Source organism: Aestuariibacter sp. GS-14 (genome assembly GCF_006494365.1).
GTDB lineage: Bacteria > Pseudomonadota > Gammaproteobacteria > Enterobacterales > Alteromonadaceae > Alteromonas > Alteromonas mangrovi.
The window spans coordinates 120,123-145,809 of record NZ_VHIP01000007.1 but is presented as its reverse complement, the minus strand read 5'-3'; the positions used below and the strand labels follow the sequence as shown (position 1 = coordinate 145,809).

Sequence of the window (25,687 nt, the reverse complement as noted above, 5' to 3'; positions counted from 1 at the left end):
ATTCAGTTTAACACGAGAGTCCCATGACCGACCCGAGTCAATACGATGACGAAAACCAGGTTAGTAACGATGACTATCCCGGTTTTGATGAGCCCGTCAGTAAATCCGAACTCAAACGTCAGTCTGCCCAACAACAACGAGTTGGTGAACAGCTGGTTAATTTGTCTGACGCACATTTAAAAACCATCCCGCTCGATGACGAGCTGGGTGATGCCGTCGCTCTGGCCCGCCGGATAAACCGCAAAAAAGACGGTTATCGCCGTCAGTTGCAGTTTATTGGAAAGCTAATGCGCAGCCGCGATCTGGAGCCGATTGAAATAGCACTGGCTAAACTTCAACACCAGCACAATGAGCACAATGCGCTGCTTCATAAACTGGAAAAAGCACGCGATGCTATTGCCAGTCAGGGCGACGATGCCATTGAACCGTTACTGACCGAATTTCCGCAGCTTGAGCGTCAGCAACTGCGTCATTTCCATCGGGCTATCGTTAAAGAGCGCAGTAACAATAAGCCGCCCAAAGCGTACCGTGAGTTATTCCAGTACCTGAAAGGCCTTATTGTTGACTAAGCCTGTTACCAGGCTTAGTCGGGCGGTTGCGTTAAGACGTACCGCCTACTGTTAGTTCATCAATTTTAAGGGTTGGCTGACCAACGCCAACAGGCACACTCTGCCCATCCTTACCGCAGACGCCAACACCGCGGTCCAATGCCAGGTCGTTTCCGATCATCGAGATTTTCTGCATCACTTCCGGCCCGTTGCCAATCAGCGTTGCCCCTTTGATAGGCGCGGTGATTTTACCGTTCTCAATCAAATACGCTTCGGCACTGGAGAACACAAATTTGCCTGAAGTAATATCTACCTGACCACCAGCGAAATTAGGCGCGTAAATGCCTTTATCAATGGTAGCAATAATCTCTTCCGGGCTGTACTGCCCGCCCAGCATATAAGTATTCGTCATACGGGGCATTGGCAAATGGGCATAGGATTCGCGACGACCATTACCGGTAGGCTTCACGCCCATCAGACGCGCATTCATTTTGTCCTGCATGTAGCCGGTTAGAATGCCATCTTCAATGAGTATATTGTGCGCCGTAGGAGTCCCTTCGTCATCAACCGTTAATGAGCCACGGCGATTGTCCAGCGTGCCATCATCCACGACGGTCACACCCTTAGCTGCCACTCGCTTGCCCATACGGCCACTGAAGGTAGAGGCGCCCTTGCGGTTGAAATCACCTTCCAGACCATGTCCTACCGCTTCGTGTAACAACACACCAGGCCAACCACTGCCCAATACAACTGGCATAAGGCCAGCAGGAGAGGCAACAGCTTCCATGTTCACTCTGGCCATGTGTAATGCTTCATCGGCCAGCTTTTCATAATAGGGTTTACCGTCGTCCTGTTGTGTAAAGAACGAATAAGCATGACGTCCACCCGCTCCGGCACTGCCACGCTCACGACGATCGCCATTCTCCAGCAGTACAGAACAATTCAGGCGCACTAATGGGCGAATATCGGTAGCAAATGTGCCGTCGCTGCCTGCCACCAGAATTTCTTCATACACACCACTTAACGACACCACAACCTGATTGATATGGGGATCCTGTTGGCGGATGTATGCATCCACAGCTTTTAATAAGGCAATTTTCTCGGCCTCTGCCATTGCCTGAATTGGATTGTCACTGGCATAACGCGATACAGTTGTTACATCGCTCAGCGATGCTACTTTTAGCGTACCACCATGAGGTGCAATACTGCGCGCAGCGCCACAGGCTTTAAGGATAGCTTCCTGACTAATTTCGTCTGAGTAAGCAAAACCGGTTTTTTCGCCACTGATTGCCCGAACACCCACTCCGCGTTCTACGTTAAAACTGCCTTCTTTAATGATGCCGTCTTCCATTACCCAGCTTTCGTGCAAACTGGACTGGAAATACAAATCGGCATAGTCGGTTTGATGCGTATAAATAGACGCCAGCGCTGATTCCAGGCTTTGTCGGGAAAGCCCCGAATCTCCGAGTAAATGCGTTTCAACTTGATTTGTCAAAATGACTCCTGAATCGATTGTGTAGTGACAGTGGCATCGACTGACGATATGTGTCGAGTTCGGCCAGGTTCACGGATTGCTGAACTACTCCTGGCATTGTAGCACGTTGTGCCAGTTGCTCGCCCCATGGCGATAAAATAACACTGTGTCCGAAGGTTTCACGCCCATTCTGGTGCACGCCGGTTTGGTTTGCTGCAACCACAAAGCATTGCTTTTCCACCGCACGGGCCTTTAATAACGTATGCCAGTGAGCCGCGCCGGTTACCTTCGTGAAGGCAGCAGGCAAAACCAGAATGTCAATTTCGCCCATGGCGTCGAATAACCCCGGGAATCGCACGTCGTAACACACCGCCATACCAATGCGGCCAATAGGCGTGTCTGCCACCACCACCTGTGCTCCCGGTTGAGTATATTTTGACTCGAAGTACGACCGGGTATTGTCGGCTACCGACACATCAAATAAGTGTATTTTCTGATAGTGCGCAATTTGTTCACCCTGCGGGCTTATCAACAAACTGGACGCGGTAAATTTATCCGGATTGTTGCATTGCATTGGCAAGGTGCCACTCACCAGATAGCAGTTATGCTGACGGGCCAGCGCCTGTAATGCAGTTTGAATAGGACCCTTACCCTGAGGCTCAGCTACTGTGAGTAAATGACCATCACGGGTACCAAAGCAAGCAAAGCATTCGGGTAACACTACCAGACTATTTGCAGGCAGGTTGGCGCTGGCGAGTTGAGTTGCTACTGTGTTTAAGTTTTCGGTGACATCCGGGCCGGATGTCATTTGCAGCGCAACAAGATTAACTGTCTGCGTCATTGGAGTCCTTGGGTACGATAACCGGTGAATCCGATTCTGTGGGCGTTGGAGCCTGACGTTCACCAGGCAGCTGCTGTGCTGGCAACGCTATGTCTTTGCTATCGCGGCCCACTTCTTCCAGCACCGGCTCGTCAATTGTGCCAGTGATATGATAATTCACATTAGAGATCACTTTGGCTGAGGTCAATACCTGATCCAGCGCCAATGCGGCCAATGCCGTAGGCGGATTCACCATAAAGTACACTAAAAAGGGCAGATTACCTGTTACATTGGGAGCAAAACTCACATTGTAATTCAGCGTTTGTTCGGCAAGATTAGTGTAACCGGTAATTTCAATTTCGCCGGCTCCGCCATCCACCAGCGTATCATTGGTGGTGGCTACCCCATCTACAATTTGGAGGCTACCCTGAATGTCGTCGTAGAAGAAGCCTTTGGCAAATACATCCCGGAAATCCAGGCTAAGCTTGCGTACCAACGAGTTCAGACTGAATAAGGTAAAGATTCGCGAGCCCTTATCGCTGACCTGGGTTAAGTAACCATCGGTTAACTGAGTATTAATATTGCCATTCAGCGATGCCATTGAAAAATTGAAAGGCGAGTCCTGCCAGTCGAGCACAAAGGCTACTTCGGCTGCAGAATCTTTAATGCCGGAATTGACCCCCAGCAGATTGAGAAACGCGCCGACATCACGGCTGTTTACATTGCCTTCTAAACGGGTACTTTCAGCATTGCCCTGGGTGAGCCACGCACCCGACATCTGAATTGCCCCATAGGTATTTTTGGCACTCAGTTGTTTAAAGCGCATGCCGTCGTCAACCCTGACAACTTCGACATCCACTTCCCCAAAATCCTTATCCAGTAACACGCAGTTACCGCAATGAAAACGGATAGGCGGTAACTCAGCCGGTTTATACTGATATTTTACGGTTTCACTGGTGTTGTTTTTCTTTTTATCCTTATCGCCTTCCTTTTCTTTCCATTCAGTAAGGTGAATGAAATCGGCTTTGATATCGATCCCCTGCTCTAGCCAGGCATCGTATAAGCGCACTTCAGCCTTGGCCTGGGAAGAGGACACATCCAGTAGCCAGTTATTGTTCTGCTGCTTGGCCGTGATATCGACACCCGTGAGTATCTGATCAAATACCACCAGATTTTCCGCTTCTATGAAAATCCGTTCAGGCACCGAGAAGTAGGGTTTCCTGGCAGTTTCGCTATTTCCTGTAGCGGGTGTAAATCCGCCCACAAGTAATTCTATGGCCTTGTACCAGTCAGCCACATCCACTTTTGCTAGATCAGCTGAAATGCTAAAGCCCACCCCAAGCCCCACAAAATCGCTGTTACCCAACGCCAAATGTGCACGGGAGAATTGCTTTTCAACGTGGGGAAGCACACCGTTAAAGCGCACCTCGCTGCCTACATTAACGCTGACATTGGTAGCCTGCTCATTACCTTCAGCAAGCACCATTAATGGCATCAGATCAGTAGACGCTTTATTAAAAGGCGCTGGCAGGCGTGATGCAACTCCATGCAGGTCACTATTGAGCGTTGCATGGTACTGAAAGCCGTTTTTTGAGAGAGAGACAGATACATCAGTCTGCCAGTTGCTGCGCCCGCTAACGTAAGTATCAAAAGCAGGATTGAAGCGCGCTATCAGCGGCTGTGTTGCCCAGTTTCCCGTTAAATGAATATCCAGTAAGTATTCATCGCTTAACTGGCTGCCAGTGAGTTGTATTGCAACGGGTTGCTCGGTTAACTCAGCCGTTACGCCGTTGAGCGTAATATTGGCATTGTCGAATACCACCTCACCTGACGTGTTGGTAAAGGCTAAATCAAGACTGGTCACCACTACCTGATTTTTGTTCAGAGTAGCAATACCTGAGGCTGATACCTGCTCGCCGCTCAGCGGAATATCCAGGTGCAATTTGGCATTCACCGAACCGCTCACCACTACGTCCTCAGCAAGCACCTTGCCCAGCGACTCTTTCATACTCGACGCCAGCATTAGCCCGGCCAACGACTGACCTGTACCCGCGCCATTCGCATCAATTGAGAGAATTGATGACCCCGTTAATCGCGGAATTTTTGCTCGCAAATCGGTTAACTGAATAGCGCCAAGCTGACTGGCATCACTGCGCATGTGCAGGGATTCGTTTTCAAATAGCAAATCCATATTGAGCTTTTTAAGCGCTGGCCATTGGTCGGAAAACGTAAATTCAGCGTCTTTAATGGCTACGCTTGCCTGAAAGATACCTTGATTTTGCGTGAAGGGAAACGCGTCTACTGCACCGTGCCAGATAACCGTCGCCTGATCTACTTCACCCGCGCCACTAAACGCACGGTTCAGGTAGCTCACTGTGCCTTCGCCCATGTAGGCTGAAGGGAATAACTGCGGCACTTTGATTAACGGCATCTTGCTTACATTCAACGTGGTTGAAAGATGCTTGTTTGCGAACTGATAATGCAATGCCTGCGTAAAACTCACTAACTCGCCATCAACTGCCAACCGGTCAATCCATAGTTGCCAGTTTTGGTTACTGTCGGCAAACACATAGGCTCTGCCCTTCACTCGGGCGAGGTCGATATCCTGAGGCAGCAAGTTGTTTACTGAAAAGGCCACGTCAGACGCATCAAGCTCAAGCACGCCGTGGTCCTGATACCAGTAAAACTCAGCATCCAGCGAATTCACGCCCGGTACATGACCACTTTGATGCCACTGCATATCAACTACTTTTGCTACCGCCGAAAACTGCTTGTCCTGCCATTGCAGTTGCAACGTTGCCAGTTCCGCTTCTGGCTGAAGCCGGTTAATCAGCTCACCGCCATCTTCACTTAAAAATAATGGAGTAAGCGACAGAAGTGGCGATAGCGTGAGTGGTTTTACGGTATTGAATAGCGCATTGCCGTTGTTGTCGGCACGGCCCACTAAATCGGTAACTAAAGTGTGTTTACCCGATTGCAGCACCAGTTGGTCAATGCGGATAGACCAACCATCGTTTGCCGGTATGGCTTGTATGCTGCCGCCACGAATATGGCTCTGCAGGGCTGAATCATCCGCAATACGCCAGGCGATATCACTCTCGTCGAAGTTAACCTGTACTGCCGTTACCTGATTTTCATTCAGCGAAGCCCAAAGTTCGAAATTGCCGCGGCTTTCTTCTACCGGTGAACGGGTTGGTAGCAGGGCACTCACCCAGGGCGAAATATCCAGCGCTTCACCTTTTGCGTAGAGCGTACCTTGCAACGACGATTTATCGCCGAACAAATCCAGAATAAAAGACGCAGAATTATTGGTCAGCTCCTGGACCCGAATTTCGCCGCGCCCCTGGTGACGCTCGTCACGGTTTACCCACACCAATTCAGAGAGCTCAATAACCTGCTCATCGGTAGGCGTTACCAGTGTTACCTCGCCATGTTGCAATGAGAAACTCTGCAGTTGATCTAAAAACAAACTGCGTAATGCCTCAACAATAGGAAAATCATCGGCTTCACCAGACTCAATACGCTGAGTATCAATTTTGGCGGTCAACCCTACCAGGTCGAAGCGCTTGGAAGAGAGTTCCCGTTGCTGGATGGATTGCCAAAAATCCACTTCTACATACACCTGTTGTAAACGCAGCTCAACAGGAGACAGGTCGTTTTGGGTAAATTCAACACCATTGAGCACAATGCTTGGCCCGGTACCTTGCCAGGCCGCAGATAAACTGTCGATGGTGAGATTTATGCCATACTGAGCGCTGAGGTAATCCTCGATAAGGTGTTTTTCTTCATCCAGATAAGGCAGCGTGTAACGCAACACACTTAACAAAACGGCAAACAGCACCAGTACAATGGCGCTGAGTAGCCAAAGTTTCCTGACGAGATAGGCGGAAACAGACAGGAATCGGCTCACATCATTACCACATCGTACTTGTCCTGGTTGTACATTGTTTCAGCTTGTACTTTGATTTGCTTTGAAACAAACACTTCCAGTTCTGCCAGCATGTGAGATTCTTCACCCAGCAAATAATCCACTACCGTGGGCGACGCATAAACCACAAATTTGTCGGCATCGTAAGCGCGGTTTACCCGCACGATTTCACGCATGATCTCAAAACAAATGGTTTCCAGCGTTTTCACCGAGCCACGCCCTTTGCACACCGGACACTCACCACACAAAATATGCTCAAGACTCTCACGGGTGCGCTTACGGGTCATTTCGACCAATCCCAGTGACGTAAACCCATGAATGTTTACTTTGGCCCGGTCTTTGGCCATGGCCCCTTCCAGACTGCTTAACACCCGGCGCTTGTGGTCGTTATCGGTCATGTCGATAAAATCGATCAGGATCATGCCACCCAGATTGCGCAGTCTCAACTGACGTGCAATGGCCTGAGTAGCCTCGATATTGGTATTAAAAATGGTTTCTTCGAGATTGCGATGACCCACAAACGCACCAGTATTGATATCGATGGTCGTCATGGCCTCTGTTTGATCGATAATTAAATAGCCACCGGATTTCAGGTCGACCCGGCGCTCCAGGGCACGCTGAACTTCGTTTTCAACATCATATAAGTCAAATATCGGACGATCGCCAGGGTAATACTCCAGCTTGCGGTTCATTTCTGGCACGTATTCTTTGGTGAACTGAAACAGTTCCTGATACGACAGTTTGGAGTCAATGCGGATACGATCTAATTCGGTACCTACGAAGTCGCGCAGCACACGTCGTGCCAATGGCAGATCTTCGTACAACACATGAGATTTTCGACGTTTAAGGCGCTGCTGAATTTTGCTCCACAAACGGCGAAGGAAGTCCGCGTCAGCAGCCACTTCCGGATGACTCACGCCTTCTGCCGCGGTGCGCAGTATAAACCCGCCTTCCTCATCACAGAATTCCGATACCAGAGTCTTCAATCTGTCGCGCTCGGCTTCGTCTTCAATGCGTTGCGACACCCCTACATGGGTAACGCTGGGCATAAATACCAGATAACGGGAGGGAATGGTGATATCGGTAGTGAGTCTGGCACCTTTGGTACCAATAGGATCTTTTACTACCTGTACCACAATATCCTGACCGTCACGGACAAGTTCGCGAATATCGTGCTTTTCCAGATGGCTGGTTGACACTTCACCAACCACTTCATTGTGAATAACAATATCAGAGGCATGCAAAAAGGCGGCTTTTTCCAGCCCTATGTCGACAAATGCTGCCTGCATACCGGGCAATACCCTACTGACTTTGCCACGATAGATATTGCCAACCAGACCGCGTTTGGTATGCCGTTCTACATGGATTTCCTGCAGAATGCCGTTTTCAATTAGCGCCACCCGTGACTCCGACGGCGTAACGTTAATTAATAATTCTGCACTCATGACATAACCTCAAATTCTTTGAGCAATTGTGCGGTTTCAAACAAAGGCAACCCCACTACCGCACTGTAACTTCCGTTGATCGACTTAACAAACTGCCCGCCAATGCCTTGAATACCATAAGCGCCGGCTTTATCGGCGGGTTCACCCGTTGCCCAGTATTCGATGATTTGCGAGTTGCTTAACGGTCCAAATTCAACCTGAGTAACCACACAAATAGTTTTTTGCCGGGTGGCATCCCTTACGCTTACCGATGTCATCACGTCGTGCCGACGACCACTCAGGGATTGTAGCATCGCAATGGCGTGTTCCGCGTTTAGCGGCTTTCCCAAAGCCTTGTTGTCAAGTACCACCATGGTATCGGATGCCAAAACAACCTGTGCGTTGCGTTCAGATTGTTGCCAAGCGGTATTGGCTTTCTCTGCGGCAAGGCGCAGCACCTGTGCTTTGGGCGACTCGTTGGTTAATGCCGACTCGTCCAGATCCACGCCAGCTTGTGTAAATTTGACCCCAATCTGGCCTAATAGTTCGGCGCGGCGCGGTGAAGCCGACGCCAACAACAGCGTTTTTGCTTGCATCAGGCTATCCTTAGGCAATTCTTAACTGACGTCTTATTTTTCGCAACAGCCAGAACATCCAGGGCCACAAAGCCATGGATGTCACTACTGGCCATAATTCCTCAAAACGGAATGTCACATCGGTGAGTAACCGCAGTAGCCAGAATAGCAATGAATGATAAAGGCCACTTACCACTCCAATAATCACGGCCTGCTGCCATACCGAGTAATTTCTCAGGCGCTGGTAGTTTGCTGCCAGTACGTAAATCGATACACTCAGGGCGAAACTGTGCACGCCCAGTGCAGTGCCAAGCAAAATATCCATTGCCAAGCCGCTGATAAATGCCACACCAACGTTTGCCCGGTGTGGTAGCGCCATAACCCAGTAAGCCAATACAATTAACACCCAATCAGGTCGATACATATCTACCTGAATGGGCACCGGTATTATTTGGCATACCATGGCAATGATTATGCTGATGGCAATAGTGTAGTGACGAACCTTAATCATCGGCACCCTCAACGTCATCTGTTTCCAGAGCAGCGTCACCAGCTACTGGCCACAGCAACAGCAAATATTTGAGGCGATTGAGGCGCGCTAGAGGCAGTACAGTTACCTGTGCAAACGGGCGGGATTCGTCGCGTACCACTTCGGTTACTTCGGCAACCGGATAGCCTTCCGGGAATACATCGCCTAATCCAGACGAAACTAACACATCGCCTACTTCGACATCAGTGCTGTGGGAGACATGCTCTAAAAACAATTCGTCGATAACGCCCCCGCCGCTGGCAATAAAGCGTGCATTATTGCGAACCGAGCGCACCGGAATGGAGTGGGTAACGTCGCTGATCAGTAAAACCCGGCTGTTAGTGGAACCTACTTCCATTACCTGGCCTACGATCCCGCGTTCATCCAGGATAGCCTGGCCCAAAAAAACACCGTCGATTGCGCCTTTGTTGATAACAATCTGCTGACTGTAAGGGGTATTGTCTACCGCCATTAATTCAGCCACCATTTTGCGCATATCCTGTCTTATCGGCGCGTCCAGCAGCCTGCGCAGTTGTGCATTTTCACGTTCAAGACCTTCAAATCGCTGCAATTTTTCGCTCATCAATAGCAGTTTATTGGTGAGTTGCTCGTTTTCAGCTATGAGTGCTTGTCGGGAGGTGAATCGCTGGGCACTGACTTCCAGAAACTGTCCGGGCAAATTGGCCAGATACTGAATTGGACTCATCAGTGAATTCAGGAATACCCGCGATGAAGAAAAAGCATCAAGCTTAAAATCCAGGAACATCAAAGCCACCGACATGGTTAACGCCAATGCCAGCCGGTTATTCAGTGAGGGACCGCGGGTAAAAATGGTATCCATAAAACAGCAAGGCAACCTGAGGAGGTTGCCTTGTTCGTTTATTCGTAACTAAACAAGTCGCCACCGTGCATATCGATCATGTCGAAGGCTTTACCTCCTCCACGCGCCACACAGGTTAACGGATCGTCGGCAATGACCACCGGAATACCGGTTTCTTCCATTAGCAAGCGGTCGAGGTCTTTAAGCAGTGCACCACCGCCGGTTAACACCATACCACGCTCAGAAATGTCCGATGCAAGTTCAGGCGGAGATTGTTCCAGCGCTACCATGACGGCAGACACAATACCGGTTAATGGCTCTTGCAGCGCTTCCAGAATTTCGTTGGAGTTCAGAATAAAGCCACGCGGTACACCTTCAGCCAGATTGCGGCCACGCACTTCAATTTCGCGAACTTCCTCACCTGGGTACGCCGCACCGATTTCGTGCTTAATGCGTTCTGCAGTGGCTTCGCCAATCAGTGAACCAAAGTTGCGGCGAATATAGTTGATGATGGCTTCGTCGAACTTGTCACCACCAATGCGCACTGACGATGAGTACACCACGCCGTTCAACGAGATAATGGCAACTTCGGTAGTACCACCACCGATATCCACAACCATTGAACCGGTTGCTTCTGATACAGGTAGACCCGCACCAATTGCAGCCGCCATAGGTTCGTCAATCAGGTACACTTCGCGTGCACCAGCGCCCAGCGCCGACTCTTTAATTGCGCGTCGCTCTACCTGTGTAGAACCGCAAGGTACGCACACCAGTACCCGGGGGCTGGGGCGTAAAAAGTTATTGTCGTGAACCTGCTTGATAAAATGCTGTAACATTTTTTCGGTAACGTAGAAATCGGCGATTACACCGTCTTTCATTGGGCGGATTGCCCGGATGTTACCTGGTGTTCGTCCAAGCATGCGCTTTGCTTCCGCACCTACGGCTGCGACACTTTTAGGTCCGCCGGCTCGCTCCTGGCGAATGGCAACAACGGAAGGTTCGTTTAATACTATCCCCTGATCTTTAACGTAGATCAGCGTATTCGCTGTTCCGAGGTCGATGGACAGATCGTTAGAGAACATGCCTCGAAGCTTCTTAAACATGTAGTGGTATTTCCTGTAATATACGTCTGAATTAACACCGTAAGGTGTGGGAAGACAGCGCTCAGACGCAAACTGATAACGTTGCGCACACTTTAACAATGGGGGCTATTTTGAGCAAGTAAACTGCCCCCATTAAAGAAAAAATATCTCAGTTAAAAGCCTTCGCGCATGTGGATGGTGCGGTCATTGCCCCGATAAATGCCAAAGAAGAGATCGGCAGCGGGGCTGTCATCGGCATCAATATCACCGTCACCGTCCCAGTCTATGTTCAGATGATTAGCCCAGTTGGCACCGGGTGCAGACGGATCCAGCCGGATGCGTACAGCGCCCCTCACCCCAACCCCGTTAGAAAGCGGCGGCCCCACGGCTATCACACCGTTGCCACTTTCACCATTGGTTAGCGTACCGCTACCGGCTATGCCGGATAAGAGCCCGGTTATATCCTGTTCATCCGCCCCTGTTGACGTATTTTCCAGTGTTAGCTGACCACTGCTTTGCGTAAAAGCTACCGCAGTGCAACTGTCCTGAGTGTTGAGTATCCAATTGCCATTATTGTAGTACTCAGCCACTACCGGCATGCGCAATGATGCCGACTCAGGCCCGTAGCTGTTATCGAGCCGCAATCTGCCGTATCGCATTTCACTGCCCTGCACTGACGCGAGCGTGAAGCTTTCGCAACCATTGGGATAACTGGTTTGATAACACACACCATCAGCATCAGTGAGCACACTGGCCCCTAACACGATATCAAGATCTGAGTTAAACGCTGAACCATACCCCGAAGCCGCAGTGGGTGTAGCAATTTTACTGTATGACAGACGGGTATCGTAGATAGTCATTACGCCATTGCCATCGTAATCCACATTCTCAGTGATGACCGGTTCAGTCCCGGCTGAAATCACAGACAAACTGCCGGTGTACCCAGTGTTATCGGTGACATACAGGTTACTGAGTGCCGCTGTTGAAGGCGACAATGCCCATTGCGAATCGGTGTAATTTGCGGTTACCTGCCCCCGTGCATTGTAGGCGGTTACCTGCACGGAAGGCTCGGCGCCTGCGGCAAAACCAAAAGACTGACCAAGATAGGTAAATGCAACGCTACAAGCCGGTTCAATTTGAGGCGTATTTGCGGCAGACACATCGAAGTACGCCGGAGTGTAACGTCCAAGGTTCACGCTATCGGCAGCAATCGTCTGCCCCAAATAACCTGCATCCTGTAGATCAAACTGGTAAGTACCCACTTCGCTTATATAAGCGTCATTGTATGTATAAACACCGTTTACGAAGGACGGCAAAGCAACCGTATTCCAGGTAGTTGCATCACTGCTGGCTACCGACTGATTTGCACTCACGTAGTACTGGCCTTCACTGGCTGATGCAGAAACTGGCAACAGTCGTATTACCGCCAGTTGTAAACTGCCCGGCGCATAGCCTGGCAAGGTACTACCATTGGCGCCCAGTGCTTTTATGCTCAGATTATGCCCCGCGCCGGCCCGATTTACCGTAGCAGCATCAACCGTAGCCTGAAGCTGTGCTGGTACGCTATCAAACTGGCTGGTACCAGACGAAATCGTTGTGCCACTAATGGTTGCGGTTGCCGACAGCGCAAGCCGCCCGGCATCGGCATAAGAGCGACCAGCCAGACTCGCTTCGCCGTTGTTGTTAAACGTCAGCGTTACGGCAGCACTGTTTTCACCCAAACCATTGCCTGAGACGGGTATACCCGCGAATGGCACGCTACATTGATCCGGTGAATAACTGGCGGTGTTGTCAGACACACAATCATAGCCCAGTGTTACCGATTGTTGTCCATTGAGTAACGCCTTACAGACGCCCGCGTTATTTTGCACCGCTCTTAATCCTATTCTCCCTAAATCAGACTCGGCGATAAGGTCAGGCAACGCTGTCTGATAAGGATTCGCGGTATCATAGAATTCAAAGCCTGCATTAACAAAGTTAATCACACAATTGTTGGTACACTGAGTAGCATTTAACGGTGATGAAGCCTGATTGGCCGCGGTAACTGAAAGGGTATACGGTGCCTCAGTCGTTTCGGCCAGGGTTAGCGTAGTGGTACCAGTAAAAGTAACCGGATTAGACGCAGACCAGTTTCCGGATGGCAGATTAACGCTCACCGCTTCACTCACTAATTCTGAACAACTGGCGTTTGCACAGGCCTTGATTGTAACGCTTGCAGCGCTGCAGGTAAGTGATTGTGACGGATGCGTAATTTCATAATGATGTACCGCATAACATTGTTCGACATCGGCCATATCAGCGCGCATTTGTTCGCGTGACTGCTCGTAATCATACAGGCGGAAATCATCAAACTGACCGTTTGCGGAATTCGCAGTCATGTACCCCACAAAGTTGGATGACGAATTATCACCCACCTTCATGGTAGTAAGATTGCCCAGTGCCGGATTGGTCAGATTCCAGTTTCCGTACATAAAAACGCGACTGCCGTTCACATACAAATCAATGTCTTCGCCTGGCATATTCCAGGTTAACGCAATGTGTACCCACTCGTTGGCGGCATACCCCAATTGCTGGGTTCGCACATCCATGTTGTTACCGCTGGCATCTTCCATCCCGAAGCCCAATTCGCCGTTATTTGTGAGCGACATATAAAAGTAAAACTGCGATGAGGCATCGAACAACTGACGATTGCCACCACCAATCCACGGTTGATCGCTGCGATACCAGAAGGAGACTGTACCGCGGTCACCCACCTGATTCAGATCCAGGTTGGTATTCACCGCCGCCTGATAAGTGTTGTAGTTCTCTGGCACATCGAGCGCCCGGCAGGAAATATCATTGCTGGGGGAAACCGGCTGCACATTCCCCATTGGGGTTCCATTATTCAAGTTAGCTGAAGAGTCCAGTACAGTGGAAATGGCAGGCCAGGTTATCTCCTCAAACTTATAGTGAAGGCGCGGTCCCGCTCCGTTACAGGTAGTACACGCGTAGTCGGAGGCGGTAAACAGTGCTTGCACATCGGCAGTAGTGAGTTCACCAGAATACAGTCTCACATCGTCGATTTCTCCACGCAGGAAATGATGAAGCTCCCAGGGTTGCGACTGATAGTTTCCGGAGTTAGTTGCACTGGCCCCTAAAATAATAGGCTCCTGATTTTGCTGCCAGCTGAATCCACTCTGAAAATACCCCCCAAGATAAACGCCGTTTAGGTGCACTTTCATACCGCCCGGCCCCCAACTGTAAGCCAGGTGATACCACTGCTCGCGCTCTTCGATCACGCTGCCAGTATAAATATCAAAGGACTGGGATTGGGTTTCCTGATGGAAAATGAGTTTACCGTCCTGGTCGACATACAATGTAAACTGACCACCGTAGTCCAGACCGCTGGAATCCTTAGAAAAAATCCCCTGAAGACTATTTCCATACTGGTCGCGATTGTGGTCCAGGTCTGCGACTTTAAACCACATGGTTAACGTACCAGACGACAACTGCATGGCGGAGCCATGAGCAATGTTAGCGTGTTGCGCACTGCCATCGAACCCAGACGCCTGACAGAAGCGACCATTCGGTATCGCTGATGCCCCATTTACGGCCCTGCCGTTATAACCCCTTACCACATCCACAATTTCATTGGCAGCACCGGTTAAACTGCACACATCCATTTTCCAGTGAGAAATCAGGGTGGCGTTGGAGCCGCAGGTAATACAGGTTTCTTCGGCCTGGGCATTGAGTAGTGCAATTTGTTCGGCACTGAGTTGCTGGCGAAACAACCGAATGTCGTCGATACGGCCCTGGTAAAAATCCCCCAGATCATTGTAGGCACTGTCCTGTGGGTTATGCCGGTTTGCATTCGCGGCTACCAGTAACGGCTTCGTATTGCTTTGCCAGCCAGAGGTATAGTTAGCGTTAGTACCAACGAGAACATTATCAACATACACCTGCATGCCCAACGAACCAAAGGTATACACGACATGGTGCCATTGCCCTTCTACAATCACAGGCGAAGTGTTTAGCTGATAGGTAGTTGAGGCAGACTGCTGATTCACTTTAATCGCACCAGTGTTGGTTACCCACATTGAAAAATGCCCACCATTACCCAACCCGCTTTCGTCCTTTGACAGCAGAGCCATACCCCCTTCCTGAGGCACATTAAAATATGCCAGGTTATTGGTGTTCATCCAGAAGGATACCGAGCCCTGCGCTACGGTATAGGCGCTGCTATGAGGCAGATTGAGATAATCTTTATCTCCGCGGAAATACGCTGCCTGACAGTACTGACCATTGCTGTCGATACTGGGCGAATTAACCGAGCGACCGTTGTTACCCGCGATACTATCAACCACTTCTCCGCTGGCGCCGGTAAGTGCACAAGTATTTAAGCTCCAGTGTGCAATAGGCGCAGGTACAGTTGCCGGTTGCGTGCATAGCCCGTCAACATTCAGCGAGGTTAATGCAGTCTGGTCGTATGTAACCCTGGTGCGGTCATGCAAAATAATCTGCTGAGCATTAGTAGCCCCCACATGAGTAATGTCGGTGTTGTAAGTGACGCTGCTCGCGCTGTAAATGAATCCCTTAACCTGAGAGTACTGCCCAATACTTACATAGCCTTCCGACAGAATCAGCAATTGAGAAGGCTGACCATTGACATTAATGGCATTGTTAATATTGGTAGACATTGCCCGTGTGTAAATCACAACACTGGCATTCGATGCCAGCACTATTTTGGCGTTTTGCCCCAGGGTAAGTTGTTCTATCCAATACACACCCGAACTTAACGTTAGCGTGGCATTAAAATTGACATTCAGCGTTTTAATAATAAACGGTTGCGCAGAAACATTGGTAGCAAGGCTCCCGCCATTCCCCACTGTTACGGTGCGGTATTGCCCTGCCTGCAGCGTACCGCTGGAGTAGTCGTTTACCCGCACATCCGTTGCACTGAAGGAATACTGATAAGACGGTAAAGAAATACCACCACTGGGGCTCCCCGTAATCAGACAAGCGGCGGTATCGCAACTTACTCCTCCGCTGTTGTCGAGCATAGTGGCTACATTGAGCAAACCGTCACTGCCAATCAATTTGGCTTGTGGCTGAAATTGAATGTAACCTGAAGTTGAATGCGAAGAAGCCGGATCCGGGAACACCGACTGACAGGTTGCGGAATACGCCCCAACAGAAAAGGCCGACACCCCAACCAATGCCAAAAGCTGTTTACACCACTGCTTCAACGTTTATGCCCTCACACCCATATTCAGTTATTGTAGTTCAACGTATAACACTACGGCGAATGCCGCATTACTGTTCTTCAAATGCGTCCATTTCCAGCGTACGACTCACCCAGATATCACCCGCCTGACACACCCCGGTACTCGCGAAACGGTAATAGTTATACTGCTGATTTTGTTTGGTGATGGCTGTCGTTGTACAGGTTGCCTGATACAGGCAATTCTCTAAACCGTCACCCTGACCCAGTGCAGCGCTGCTGGTGAACGTGGTATTGCATGCGGCTACCGGCGAATTTAAGGGAAATGCACTGGCAGCAATACGCTGCAAGCCACTTTGCGCCGCAAATTTTGCCCGCGCGCCCAGTACTTCGTAGATCACCGACTGACTGGTACCCGACAATAAATTGATCATGGTAAGGCCCAAAAACGACAACACCACGATAACAAACAAGGTGATCACCAGCATACTGCCTTGCTGTTTAGGATTATGGCACATTGGCAACGTGTATCTCCTGTTGATAGGCTATCTGCTCGTCGTTATCCACAAAACGCAGACGCACTTCCACAATGGCATTACTCTGCAAGCTGGTTGACACTATCCGAAACGGATCATCCTCGGCTGGATTGCCGACCGGATTTGACGACAGACTATTGGCAACGTGCTCAGCCAGCACAGGCAATCCGGGAAACGCCCCTAATTGATTGGTGATAATGTCATTTTCGTAGCGGATAAGCTTATTTTGATACACGCAAAAACTCACGGCGCGATCCACCAGGTATACCCGGGACGCAGGTGAACTCTGCGCAAACTGACCGGTAACCGTAAGCTGTACTACATCATCGCTATCATCCAGCGTGTTGCAATTGCCATCGCCATCGTCACTGCAGGCTGTTACGTTTACTCGCTTACTTCGTGTAGCGTCGTAAACATCTTCACTGCGGGTAGGATAGACAACAGCAAAATTATCGCCTGTTGGCAGGGAGTAAGGCACATCGTTGATATCGTGCAAGGCAACCACATCCATGGTCAGATTGCCCGGTGCGGGTAACCGGGTATACACAGTGGCCCAGTTTATGGGTACAAATTCCAGGCAATGGTAACTGGTATTGCCGGTAATACGTACGCTGTTGGGCACGGCGTTGGCTATTTCGCGCTTTAACCGTTCTATAGCAAAACGGCTTTCTGTTAATAGTTGTTCCCTGGTGCTCACGTCGATATACGTTTGCATAGAACTGCGCACAAAGGCGGCAATGCCCGCGCTGGCTACCCCCAGGATAATCACCACGGTGATCAGCTCAATTAAGGTAAAACCTTTGCTTTTTCGCATCAAAAATTCCACCGATAACTGGCAAAGGTTAACGGTTCTCCGCCTGGAGTTATCACCGTGATCGTAATGCGTTTCACATTTGCCACCAGGGTACCCGTATCCGGCACACCATTCTGATCGGCATCGTCGTCGTTAATACCGTCTTCGTTGCTGTCGTAATACACCGAAACCTGTGCGGTAAAGCCATTGTAAAGACTAACGCCGTTATTCAGCATGGATTGGCCTTGCACATTAAGAATACTGGCGCCGGTTTGATTTAATCCATGGTAATCATCGATGTCGTCAAAACTGTTACGGGTTTCGCCGCTATCCGGTCCCAACGCTCCCGACGCAGTGCAACTTTGCGCTTCGTTACATCGCGTGGCTCCGCCGGTGTGATCAGATTGCTCATCAAATGACTTGGCGTTGATTTCCGTTAACAACGACTGGGCTAATTCGCTGGCGCGGATCTGCCAGATAGGCTCAATACTCAGACGCGACTGCGGCCCAATTACACCAATGATCACCAGCATGATTATGGAAAACACCACGATGCCAATGATCAGCTCAATCAATGTAAAGCCACGGGTGTAAGCACGGGTGTAAGCTCGGGTGAAAGCACGGGAATTAGCACGCATGCACATATCCCTGACTTTCCACACATACCTGTACACTTGATTCCCCAGTCAGGGTAATCCGGCAGGGTCTGCCGGTATTGCAATTGGCTGCGCCATTTAAAGGCCTGCCAAGTGCATCGAATGCCAGATACGAAAAATTGCTGTAATTGCCGTCTGCACTGCTGAGTACCACAGATTCCGCGGCCAATTCTGCTGCCTGAACAGCCAGATACCCTGGCGCACTGGTGCTAATTCCACTCGCGCAGGTAGCTGAACCGTTGCCGGGCGCATAATTTAACGAAGGAGGACCATAGGCGCTTGCCGTACCGTAGGCCAGATTGATACGAAAACAAAACCCGCTGCGAGTGTCTTGCATCGCGCGGGTTTGCATGTTTCGCAGGGCAGTAATGAGTCTGTCCTGATAGGCGTATTCCACATAGCCCTTACGGGTTTGGAATCGCGTTGCGGCAACCACAGACAGCACACCTATCAGTATCACCACGGTAATTAGCTCAACTAAACTGAAGCCAGTTTGTGAGCAATTACCGCGACGTAACCTTATATCATGCTGCATCGACTGCCTGATTTAACTTAACAGCCTGTAGTAGTAACAGTTACTGTTGGTGTATCACCGTCTGAAGAGGCTTCTTCGTACGTTACCGCACAAGTCGCTGAACTCTCGCCTTCAGGGTAAATAGATACCACGCCCGCAGTGGTTACAGCGCCGTTTGTTATAGCGCCAGCAGTGGTAACAACAATATCCCAGTCCGCATCATTCAAATCTGTCCACACGGCAATGGTGCCAGTAAACGTCATGGTATCGGCATCGGGATAACCAAATTGAGTAGCAACCGTTGAACCATTCACGGTAGCGGTAGAAGCAATAGAATCCTGATTACCAGCAATAGCAGACTTGGCGTATACCAATTGCATGCCACCCTGTATTGCAGAACTCACACCCTCCAGCGTTGCGCCTTTGGCATCGCCCTGGAAGTCAATAAAGCGAGGTGCCGCTGTTACTGCCAAAATCCCTAAGATTACGATCACGATGATCAGTTCGATTAACGTAAAACCACGTTGCTGCATGTTAATTCCCCTTTAAATGGATAACGCTATTATTCACTATTTTAGTCTACAGTACAGTGCAAAGCCCGTTAATTAGACGAAATGTTATTAAACACAACCACCTGTCCGATTCGCGGGTCATAAATAAAGCCATCTCCCGCGGTATCGTCGGTAGGTTGTACCGTTCGGTTTTGCACCGATTTACTCAGATAATAAAAACATAAATCGTTACCACCGGAGCCCGTACCGTTACTGGCGGTGGTAAAGTACCTGAATTTGTCAAAAGGACGGTTAGCCCAGTCAGACGTAATGGTTGGCGCGCTTTGCATAATCAGGTTGAAAATGCTCTCGCAGTCCAGGTTAGTCATGCTGTCGTCTTCTGTGCTGCCATCGTTATTTAACTGGCCGGTAGGGTAGCCGGTATTCTTGTCTACCGCGACCAAAATGCCATCCAGCGTTACAAACGTTTGATTGGAGGCCTGATTATCCTGAGGGCGCGCTTCCAGTTCCCATTCGGCGCGAACCAGTCCCACCCCGGTAGCAAAGCCACCCGCCACCCCTTCTACAGTGGCATCTTCAGCTTGCTCAGTAACATCAAGAAATCTCGGTATGGCAACGGCAGCCAACAAGCCAAGCAGTACCACCACGATTACCAGTTCAATTAAGGTAAAGCCCTGCTTGGTTGCAATCCCCTGAGGTGCAGTTGAACCAGCCATTCGGTTTATCATGTTTATCTCCTAACCCTTATTGCCCGCAGTTTATTCGCCGCGGGTAACCACACCAGTGTATATACTGTAATCAAAGTACGGTCCGGTACTCACCCGAAACCGGCATCGTGCATTGGGCACTTTTGCATCGTCATTGTCACTGGCGTAATACTCGCCAATTACTCTGAATCCCTCAACTTTTGCTGGCATATTCAGCAATTGCTCCCACACACGGGTGCAACCCTCTGAATTAGCTTCTACCTTTGGCCAGCCAAAGTGAGCCATGCGCACCGGCCTGCGACCGACTTCTTTACCATCGCGATCGTAATGTACCAGCATGATCATTTCCGGACGGCCTTCGGCCTGCCATTGCCAGTGAGCATTGGTTGCACTGCCAGCAAACTGCCTGGCGTAGCCGTCCATCAATTCGGCCTCAATGTCGGGTTCTGCATCGTACATGTACACAATGGCGGTACTCATTAAAATGGTGAAAACCGCAATCACCACCAGGTTTATCATTACCCGGCGCAGATTTTCATCGGTTTCGTCTCTTGGCTTCACCCTACTTTCCCTTTATCGCGCTCATCATGTCCCACATTGGCGTAAAAATACCCAATGCCAACACCAGTACCATGCCTGCTACTATCCCAATCAGAATCGGCTCAATTCTGGCGGTCAGACTTTTTAAATCGTAGTCTACTTCGCGTTCGTAAAAACCGGCCACTTCGGCAAGCAACTCATCCACGCGTCCGGTTTCTTCACCCACATTCACCATTTGTAACACCATAGGTGTGAACAAACCGCTAGCCTGGGTTACCCGGGACAAGTTTTCGCCTTTTTCTATACTCTGGCGCATTGTAATGATGCGCAGTTCCATATACCGATTACCCACGGCTTCTGCAACCAGATTGAGCGCCGTCGTGAGTGGCAGACCTGCCTGTAGCATCATGGAAAAACTGCGGCAAAAGCGCGCTAACAATGAACGTTCCAGCACACTGCCAATTACTGGCATCCGCAGTTTTCGCCGATCCCAGTTCAATAGTCCCTCGGGAGTATTCAGATAGTGGCGAACGGAAAACACCAGCAAGAGTGCGCCTCCCACCAGGAACATCCACTGATTCACAAAAAAGTCTGACATGCCCAGCAAAAATCGCGTCATCAGCGGTAACTCGGCCCCGAATTTACTGAACATATCGGCAAATTTTGGAATGACAAATACATTCATAATCACCAATGCGGCAATCAGGGCTATAACAACAAAAATAGGATAGCGGGTAGCCGCCTTGATTTGCCGGCGGGTTTCCTGCTCGCGCTCTAAATAAGCGGCCAGTTGCAGGAACGACTGATCCAGCCTACCGGTATTTTCACCCACGTGGATGACCGACACATATAACCTTGAAAATATCTTAGGGTGTTGATGCATGGCTGACGACATCGTTCGGCCGCGTTCAAGTAAGCTGATGATATCGGTTAGCGCCAGTTTTAACCGCAACGAACTGGTGGATTCCGCCAGACCACTTACGGCCCTTAAAATAGGGATCCCGGCATGAGTAAGGGAGTACATTTGACGCGAAAATATCACCAGTTCGTCAAGTGAAACCCTGGGAGTGAGAAAGTTAACCGTCTCAACGGCTGCCTGTGCTTCCGCCCCGGCAGCAGGATGAATAGAAATAGGCGTAACACTGCGGGCCAATAGCATTTTAGCCGCTGCGTTGGCATCAAGGGCGTCGATTAATCCCGTACGCATTTCGCCATTACTCTCACGCCCTTTATATTCAAACTTAGGCATCCGGAATATCCTCCAGACTCAATCCGCCTGCGGATTTACCCGGCTTTTCGCTGTCGTTCTGCGGGTGTAGCACTGTTTCGGCCTGTTCAACACCATGTTCAGTCTGCGGCACTTCAGCCACCATCTCCACCAATTTAAGTACTTCCTCAACGGTGGTTCGGCCCATTTTTGCATAGGTTAATGCCACATGAGACAAAGGCTTATAGCCCGGGCTTCGGGTTGCATGTGAACTAAACGCAGCGGTATCAGCGTTTTTAAGCGCTTCCATCATAGGATCGGTCAGTTCAAGCAGCTCAAAAACCCCTATTCGCCCGCGATAGCCGGAGTGATTGCATTTTTGGCAGCCCATACCGCGCTTAAACGTAACCTTGTCGACATGCTTATCGATATGACTTAACCAGAACAATTCATCGTGTGTAGGCGTGTAGGTGGTTTCACAGTTGTCGCAAATTCGACGAACCAAACGCTGGGCAATGATCCCACGTAGTGAACTGGCCACCAGGTAGCCTGGCGCGCCCATATCCAGCAAGCGTATGGCGCTGGAGATAGCATCATTGGTGTGCAGCGTAGACAATACCAGGTGACCGGTTAGTGCACCGCGCAATCCAATTTCGACGGTTTCCTGATCGCGCATCTCACCCACCATGATAATGTCAGGGTCCTGACGCAAGGTGGTACGCAGTACATTGGAAAAGTTCAGACCAATCCGGCTGTTAACCTGTACCTGATTAATACGTGGTAAACGATATTCTACCGGGTCTTCAACGGTAATAATCTTGCGCTGCGGCTTGTTCAGTTCGCTGAGCGCACCATACAGGGTAGTGGTTTTGCCAGAGCCCGTTGGCCCGGTAACCAAAATCATGCCGTGTGGCCGCTGCAATAAAATGCGCAGGCGATCCAGTAGTGGCTTGGGCATGCCCGTTTGATCGAGGGTTAGCAAACCCGCAGACTGGTCGAGCAAACGCATTACTACGGCTTCACCCGACTGCACTGGCATAGTAGACAAACGCACGTCGATTCGGTGGCCTTTTACTCTTACCTGGGTACGCCCATCCTGCGGCAATCGCTTTTCAGAGATGTCCAGACCCGCCATGAGTTTTAAGCGCAACACCAGTGCCGCAGCGATATTGCGCTCGGGGATCACCGTTTCCTGCAAAATACCATCCACGCGCTGACGAATGCGTAATTGCTGTTCATCGGGTTCGATATGAATGTCAGAAGCTTTAGCTTGTACCGCATCCTCAAAGATGGATTGCAATAGGCGGGCAACGGCGGTGTCCTGCTCATCGGCAAGACCGGCATTGAGTTCAAATTCCTGGTCGTCGCGGTATTCGTTGGCCAGTTCCTGAGCAAACGAGGCAATTTCCTCGGTTCGCCGATAAAAACTGTCGTAGGCACTAAATAATTGCTGCTCACTGACCACTGCTATTTCCAGAGGTTTTGGCAACAGTTCGCTGAGGTTATCCACCGCGGTAATATCAGCGGGATCGCTCATACCTACCAGTAAAGTGTTGCCTTTGTCTTCCAGCACCAGCGCCCGGTAACGACGCGCCTGCACTTCTGGCAGCAACTTAACGGCGGCAGGATTAACCGTGTATTGGTCGATGTCGATCAACGGTACGTTTAAGTGAGTTGATAGCAACTCGAGCAATTGTTGCTCTGACACCAGTTCCATGGCAATCAGGGTGGCCCCTAACTTACGTCCGGTCTGACGCTGTTCCGCCAGGGCGGCCATTAGCTGAGATTCGTCTATTAGTCCCTGCTGAACCAGCAGGTCGCCTAAGCGTACTTTTACACTCATGGCGCTACTCCGGTTAACAGTTGTAAGCGTTGTTGTATAAAACGCTGTATGCTGACATCGAGACTTTGCAGGGCAAATGCCTCTCGATAACTGTCTATGGCCAGTTTGCGCTCACCCAGTTTATCGGCCACAACGGCCTGACCCAGCCACCATTTGGCATTGCGTGCGTCTAAATTCACCAGCACACGGTAATCGGCCAGCGCCTCTTCCGGCTTGTTTAACTGTTGGGCCATAGATGCCCTGAAACCCAGCAGTTCAATGTTAGCGGGTGGAAAATCGTCAGCTTCTCTTAACGTGTAATAGGCCAAATCCGGCTCATTTTTTTGTGCCATTAACCGGGCATACATTAGTCGGACACTGCTGTCGGAAGGCGTATTGGATAGCGTTTCCTGCAGCAAGCGCTGCGCATCCTCGCTGCGACCTTCGCTAAAGTACAACGCGGCCAGGCGCTTTTTCGCTGCGGTATTATCGGGCTGTTGCAGGATAAGTGTTTTTAGCAGGCGAATGGCTTCGTTGGCATTGTTGCGCTCGATGGCATCTGCAATTTGCGCCTTCAAGGCGGTTTTATTGGGGTCGTTACTGCTGCGAACCAAGGGTTTAGCTGCGATTTTGGGAGCATCATCAACGGTAATAGACGGCGTTATTGCCGTTATTGTGCTGCTTGCCACAATGGCACCTTGTTGCGCTGCCGGTAACGCTGGAGTGGGCTCAGAGGGTGACTGAACATTACCGGATAATTGCTGTACCGGCGATGCCACCTGATTAGCAGGCTGGCTATCAGGTCCACTCTCAGGTTGGCGATCCGGTTGGCGATCCGATTGGCTATCCGGTTGGCTATCCGACTGATTAATGGGCTGTACTACCGGGGATTGCGCTACAGGCGTTGAATTTTGCTCGGGCCAAAACAGGGTTAAACCAATGGCAATAATGCCCACTACAATAATCAGCAACAAACGAGTAGACACGGCTTTCTTCGCTGGCGGCTGGTAATTGGCCTGCGTTGCGTCACCGGATTCGCGCTGCTCTAAATCTCTGAGCATTTTGTTTACTACGCTCAAACAGATTTCTCCATGAAAATAATGCCCACTACTACACCGATAAATACAATACTCACGGCCACCGTAGCCCACTTCATCATTGCCGTTTGCCACCACTGATGACTGACTGTTCTGGCCGCTTCGGTGTCTGCGCTCGCCAATGCAATATGCTCAGGTTCTACACTGGTTTTCCCTTCACCGAAAGCCAGCATCAGCGCTTTATGACACAACACATTCACTATGCGCGGCGTTCCGCCACTGGCCTTAAACAGCAGCTCACAGCAACGGCGGTTAAACAAATCACCTCCACGATATCCGGCAACAGACACCCGGTGGCGCACATACTGATAAACCTGATCGGCATCCATCAGCGACAGGCTATAACTGAACGTAATACGCTGACGCAATTGGCGTAATTCCGGCAGCGCCAGTTTTTCATCCAATTCAGGCTGGCCAAATAGCACTACTTGTAGCAATTTTCTGGATTCCGTTTCCAAATTGGTCATTAAGCGCAATGCTTCAATGCTCTCAACTGGCAATGCCTGGGCTTCATCGATGATCAGCACCGCACTTTGCTGCGACTGATGAATGGCAATCAAGCGCTGCTGAATTCGTTGCGTAAACTCCTGCTGATCAGAATCTGCAGATAATTCAACTCCCAACTCGTTAGCTACAGCCCGGCGCAATTCCGTAGGCGATAGCAAAGGATTCGGAATGTAGGCTGTAACAAAGTGTTCTGGCAGTTCATTTAACAGCTTTCTGCATATCAGGGTTTTTCCCGTACCTACTTCACCAGTAACCTTAATAAAGCCTTCACCGGTTTTCAGCGCTGTCAGCAATACCTGCATTGCCTCATTGTGCGTGGGCAGGCCAAAGAAATAACTGGTATTTGGCGTGAGTGTGAACGGTAATTCCCGAATACCAAAGTGATACAGGTACATA

Annotated in this window: 21 protein-coding genes; 1 reads left to right on the top strand and 20 read right to left on the bottom strand. The window is 50.1% G+C overall.

The window, feature by feature from the left end:
• Positions 1–23 precede the first annotated feature (23 nt).
• Positions 24–569 (top strand): ribosome biogenesis factor YjgA, encoded by a 546-nt coding sequence (gene yjgA / locus FJ444_RS13105; protein WP_140958797.1) that lies wholly within the window; start codon positions 24–26, stop codon positions 567–569.
• A gap of 31 nt (positions 570–600) precedes the next feature.
• Here yjgA and tldD read toward each other — a convergent pair whose 3' ends face one another.
• From tldD to FJ444_RS13005, 20 genes are all read right to left on the bottom strand, one after another.
• The gene (tldD, locus tag FJ444_RS13100; RefSeq protein ID WP_140958795.1) at positions 601–2,043 is read right to left on the bottom strand and encodes a metalloprotease TldD; all 1,443 of its coding nucleotides are present in this window, start codon (positions 2,041–2,043) and stop codon (positions 601–603) included.
• Positions 2,027–2,863 carry a carbon-nitrogen hydrolase family protein gene (locus FJ444_RS13095; RefSeq protein WP_255439164.1) on the bottom strand — a complete coding sequence of 279 codons (837 nt, stop codon included), beginning with the start codon at positions 2,861–2,863 and terminating at the stop codon, positions 2,027–2,029. The genes tldD and FJ444_RS13095 overlap by 17 nt, the downstream gene beginning before the upstream one ends.
• Positions 2,847–6,752, bottom strand: a complete 3,906-nt coding sequence (locus FJ444_RS13090; protein WP_140958793.1) for a YhdP family protein — start codon at positions 6,750–6,752, stop codon at positions 2,847–2,849. The genes FJ444_RS13095 and FJ444_RS13090 overlap by 17 nt, the downstream gene beginning before the upstream one ends.
• Entirely contained in the window at positions 6,749–8,215 is a 1,467-nt protein-coding gene (rng, locus tag FJ444_RS13085; RefSeq protein ID WP_140958791.1) for a ribonuclease G, read from the bottom strand. The genes FJ444_RS13090 and rng overlap by 4 nt, the downstream gene beginning before the upstream one ends.
• Positions 8,212–8,790: a nucleoside triphosphate pyrophosphatase gene (locus FJ444_RS13080; RefSeq protein WP_140958789.1), complete on the bottom strand. Its 579-nt coding sequence runs from the start codon at positions 8,788–8,790 to the stop codon at positions 8,212–8,214. Before FJ444_RS13080 ends, rng begins: the two co-directional genes overlap by 4 nt.
• Positions 8,791–8,800: 10 nt before the next feature.
• Complete coding sequence (mreD, locus tag FJ444_RS13075) at positions 8,801–9,280, bottom strand: rod shape-determining protein MreD (RefSeq protein WP_370298050.1); 480 nt, start codon at positions 9,278–9,280, stop codon at positions 8,801–8,803.
• A complete protein-coding gene (gene mreC / locus FJ444_RS13070) occupies positions 9,273–10,139 on the bottom strand; it encodes a rod shape-determining protein MreC (protein WP_140958787.1) in 867 nt (288 codons plus the stop codon). The genes mreD and mreC overlap by 8 nt, the downstream gene beginning before the upstream one ends.
• A 38-nt stretch (positions 10,140–10,177) precedes the next feature.
• On the bottom strand, positions 10,178–11,221 hold the full coding sequence (locus FJ444_RS13065; RefSeq protein WP_140958785.1) for a rod shape-determining protein: 1,044 nt from the start codon (positions 11,219–11,221) through the stop codon (positions 10,178–10,180).
• A 152-nt stretch (positions 11,222–11,373) separates the two neighbouring features.
• Positions 11,374–16,425, bottom strand: coding sequence for a LamG domain-containing protein (locus tag FJ444_RS13060; protein WP_140958783.1), 5,052 nt, complete (start codon positions 16,423–16,425; stop codon positions 11,374–11,376).
• Between the two features lie 67 nt (positions 16,426–16,492).
• The gene (locus FJ444_RS13055) at positions 16,493–16,918 is read right to left on the bottom strand and encodes a pilus assembly PilX N-terminal domain-containing protein (protein ID WP_140958781.1); all 426 of its coding nucleotides are present in this window, start codon (positions 16,916–16,918) and stop codon (positions 16,493–16,495) included.
• Entirely contained in the window at positions 16,908–17,750 is an 843-nt protein-coding gene (locus tag FJ444_RS13050) for a PilW family protein (protein ID WP_140958779.1), read from the bottom strand. The genes FJ444_RS13055 and FJ444_RS13050 overlap by 11 nt, the downstream gene beginning before the upstream one ends.
• Positions 17,750–18,367: a prepilin-type N-terminal cleavage/methylation domain-containing protein gene (locus FJ444_RS13045; RefSeq protein WP_140958777.1), complete on the bottom strand. Its 618-nt coding sequence runs from the start codon at positions 18,365–18,367 to the stop codon at positions 17,750–17,752. The genes FJ444_RS13050 and FJ444_RS13045 overlap by 1 nt, the downstream gene beginning before the upstream one ends.
• Positions 18,357–18,920: a type IV pilin protein gene (locus FJ444_RS13040; RefSeq protein ID WP_140958775.1), complete on the bottom strand. Its 564-nt coding sequence runs from the start codon at positions 18,918–18,920 to the stop codon at positions 18,357–18,359. Before FJ444_RS13040 ends, FJ444_RS13045 begins: the two co-directional genes overlap by 11 nt.
• A gap of 17 nt (positions 18,921–18,937) precedes the next feature.
• Positions 18,938–19,432: a prepilin-type N-terminal cleavage/methylation domain-containing protein gene (locus FJ444_RS21740; protein ID WP_181405158.1), complete on the bottom strand. Its 495-nt coding sequence runs from the start codon at positions 19,430–19,432 to the stop codon at positions 18,938–18,940.
• A 68-nt stretch (positions 19,433–19,500) separates the two neighbouring features.
• Positions 19,501–20,139 carry a prepilin-type N-terminal cleavage/methylation domain-containing protein gene (locus FJ444_RS13030; RefSeq protein WP_140958771.1) on the bottom strand — a complete coding sequence of 213 codons (639 nt, stop codon included), beginning with the start codon at positions 20,137–20,139 and terminating at the stop codon, positions 19,501–19,503.
• A 30-nt stretch (positions 20,140–20,169) separates the two neighbouring features.
• Positions 20,170–20,679, bottom strand: coding sequence for a hypothetical protein (locus FJ444_RS13025; protein ID WP_140958769.1), 510 nt, complete (start codon positions 20,677–20,679; stop codon positions 20,170–20,172).
• A gap of 1 nt (position 20,680) precedes the next feature.
• The gene (locus FJ444_RS13020; protein ID WP_140958767.1) at positions 20,681–21,907 is read right to left on the bottom strand and encodes a type II secretion system F family protein; all 1,227 of its coding nucleotides are present in this window, start codon (positions 21,905–21,907) and stop codon (positions 20,681–20,683) included.
• Positions 21,900–23,708, bottom strand: coding sequence for a GspE/PulE family protein (locus tag FJ444_RS13015; RefSeq protein ID WP_140958765.1), 1,809 nt, complete (start codon positions 23,706–23,708; stop codon positions 21,900–21,902). The genes FJ444_RS13020 and FJ444_RS13015 overlap by 8 nt, the downstream gene beginning before the upstream one ends.
• On the bottom strand, positions 23,705–24,766 hold the full coding sequence (locus tag FJ444_RS13010; protein ID WP_140958763.1) for a lipopolysaccharide assembly protein LapB: 1,062 nt from the start codon (positions 24,764–24,766) through the stop codon (positions 23,705–23,707). Before FJ444_RS13010 ends, FJ444_RS13015 begins: the two co-directional genes overlap by 4 nt.
• Positions 24,763–25,686, bottom strand: coding sequence for an ExeA family protein (locus FJ444_RS13005; protein WP_140958761.1), 924 nt, complete (start codon positions 25,684–25,686; stop codon positions 24,763–24,765). Before FJ444_RS13005 ends, FJ444_RS13010 begins: the two co-directional genes overlap by 4 nt.
• Position 25,687 lies beyond the last annotated feature (1 nt).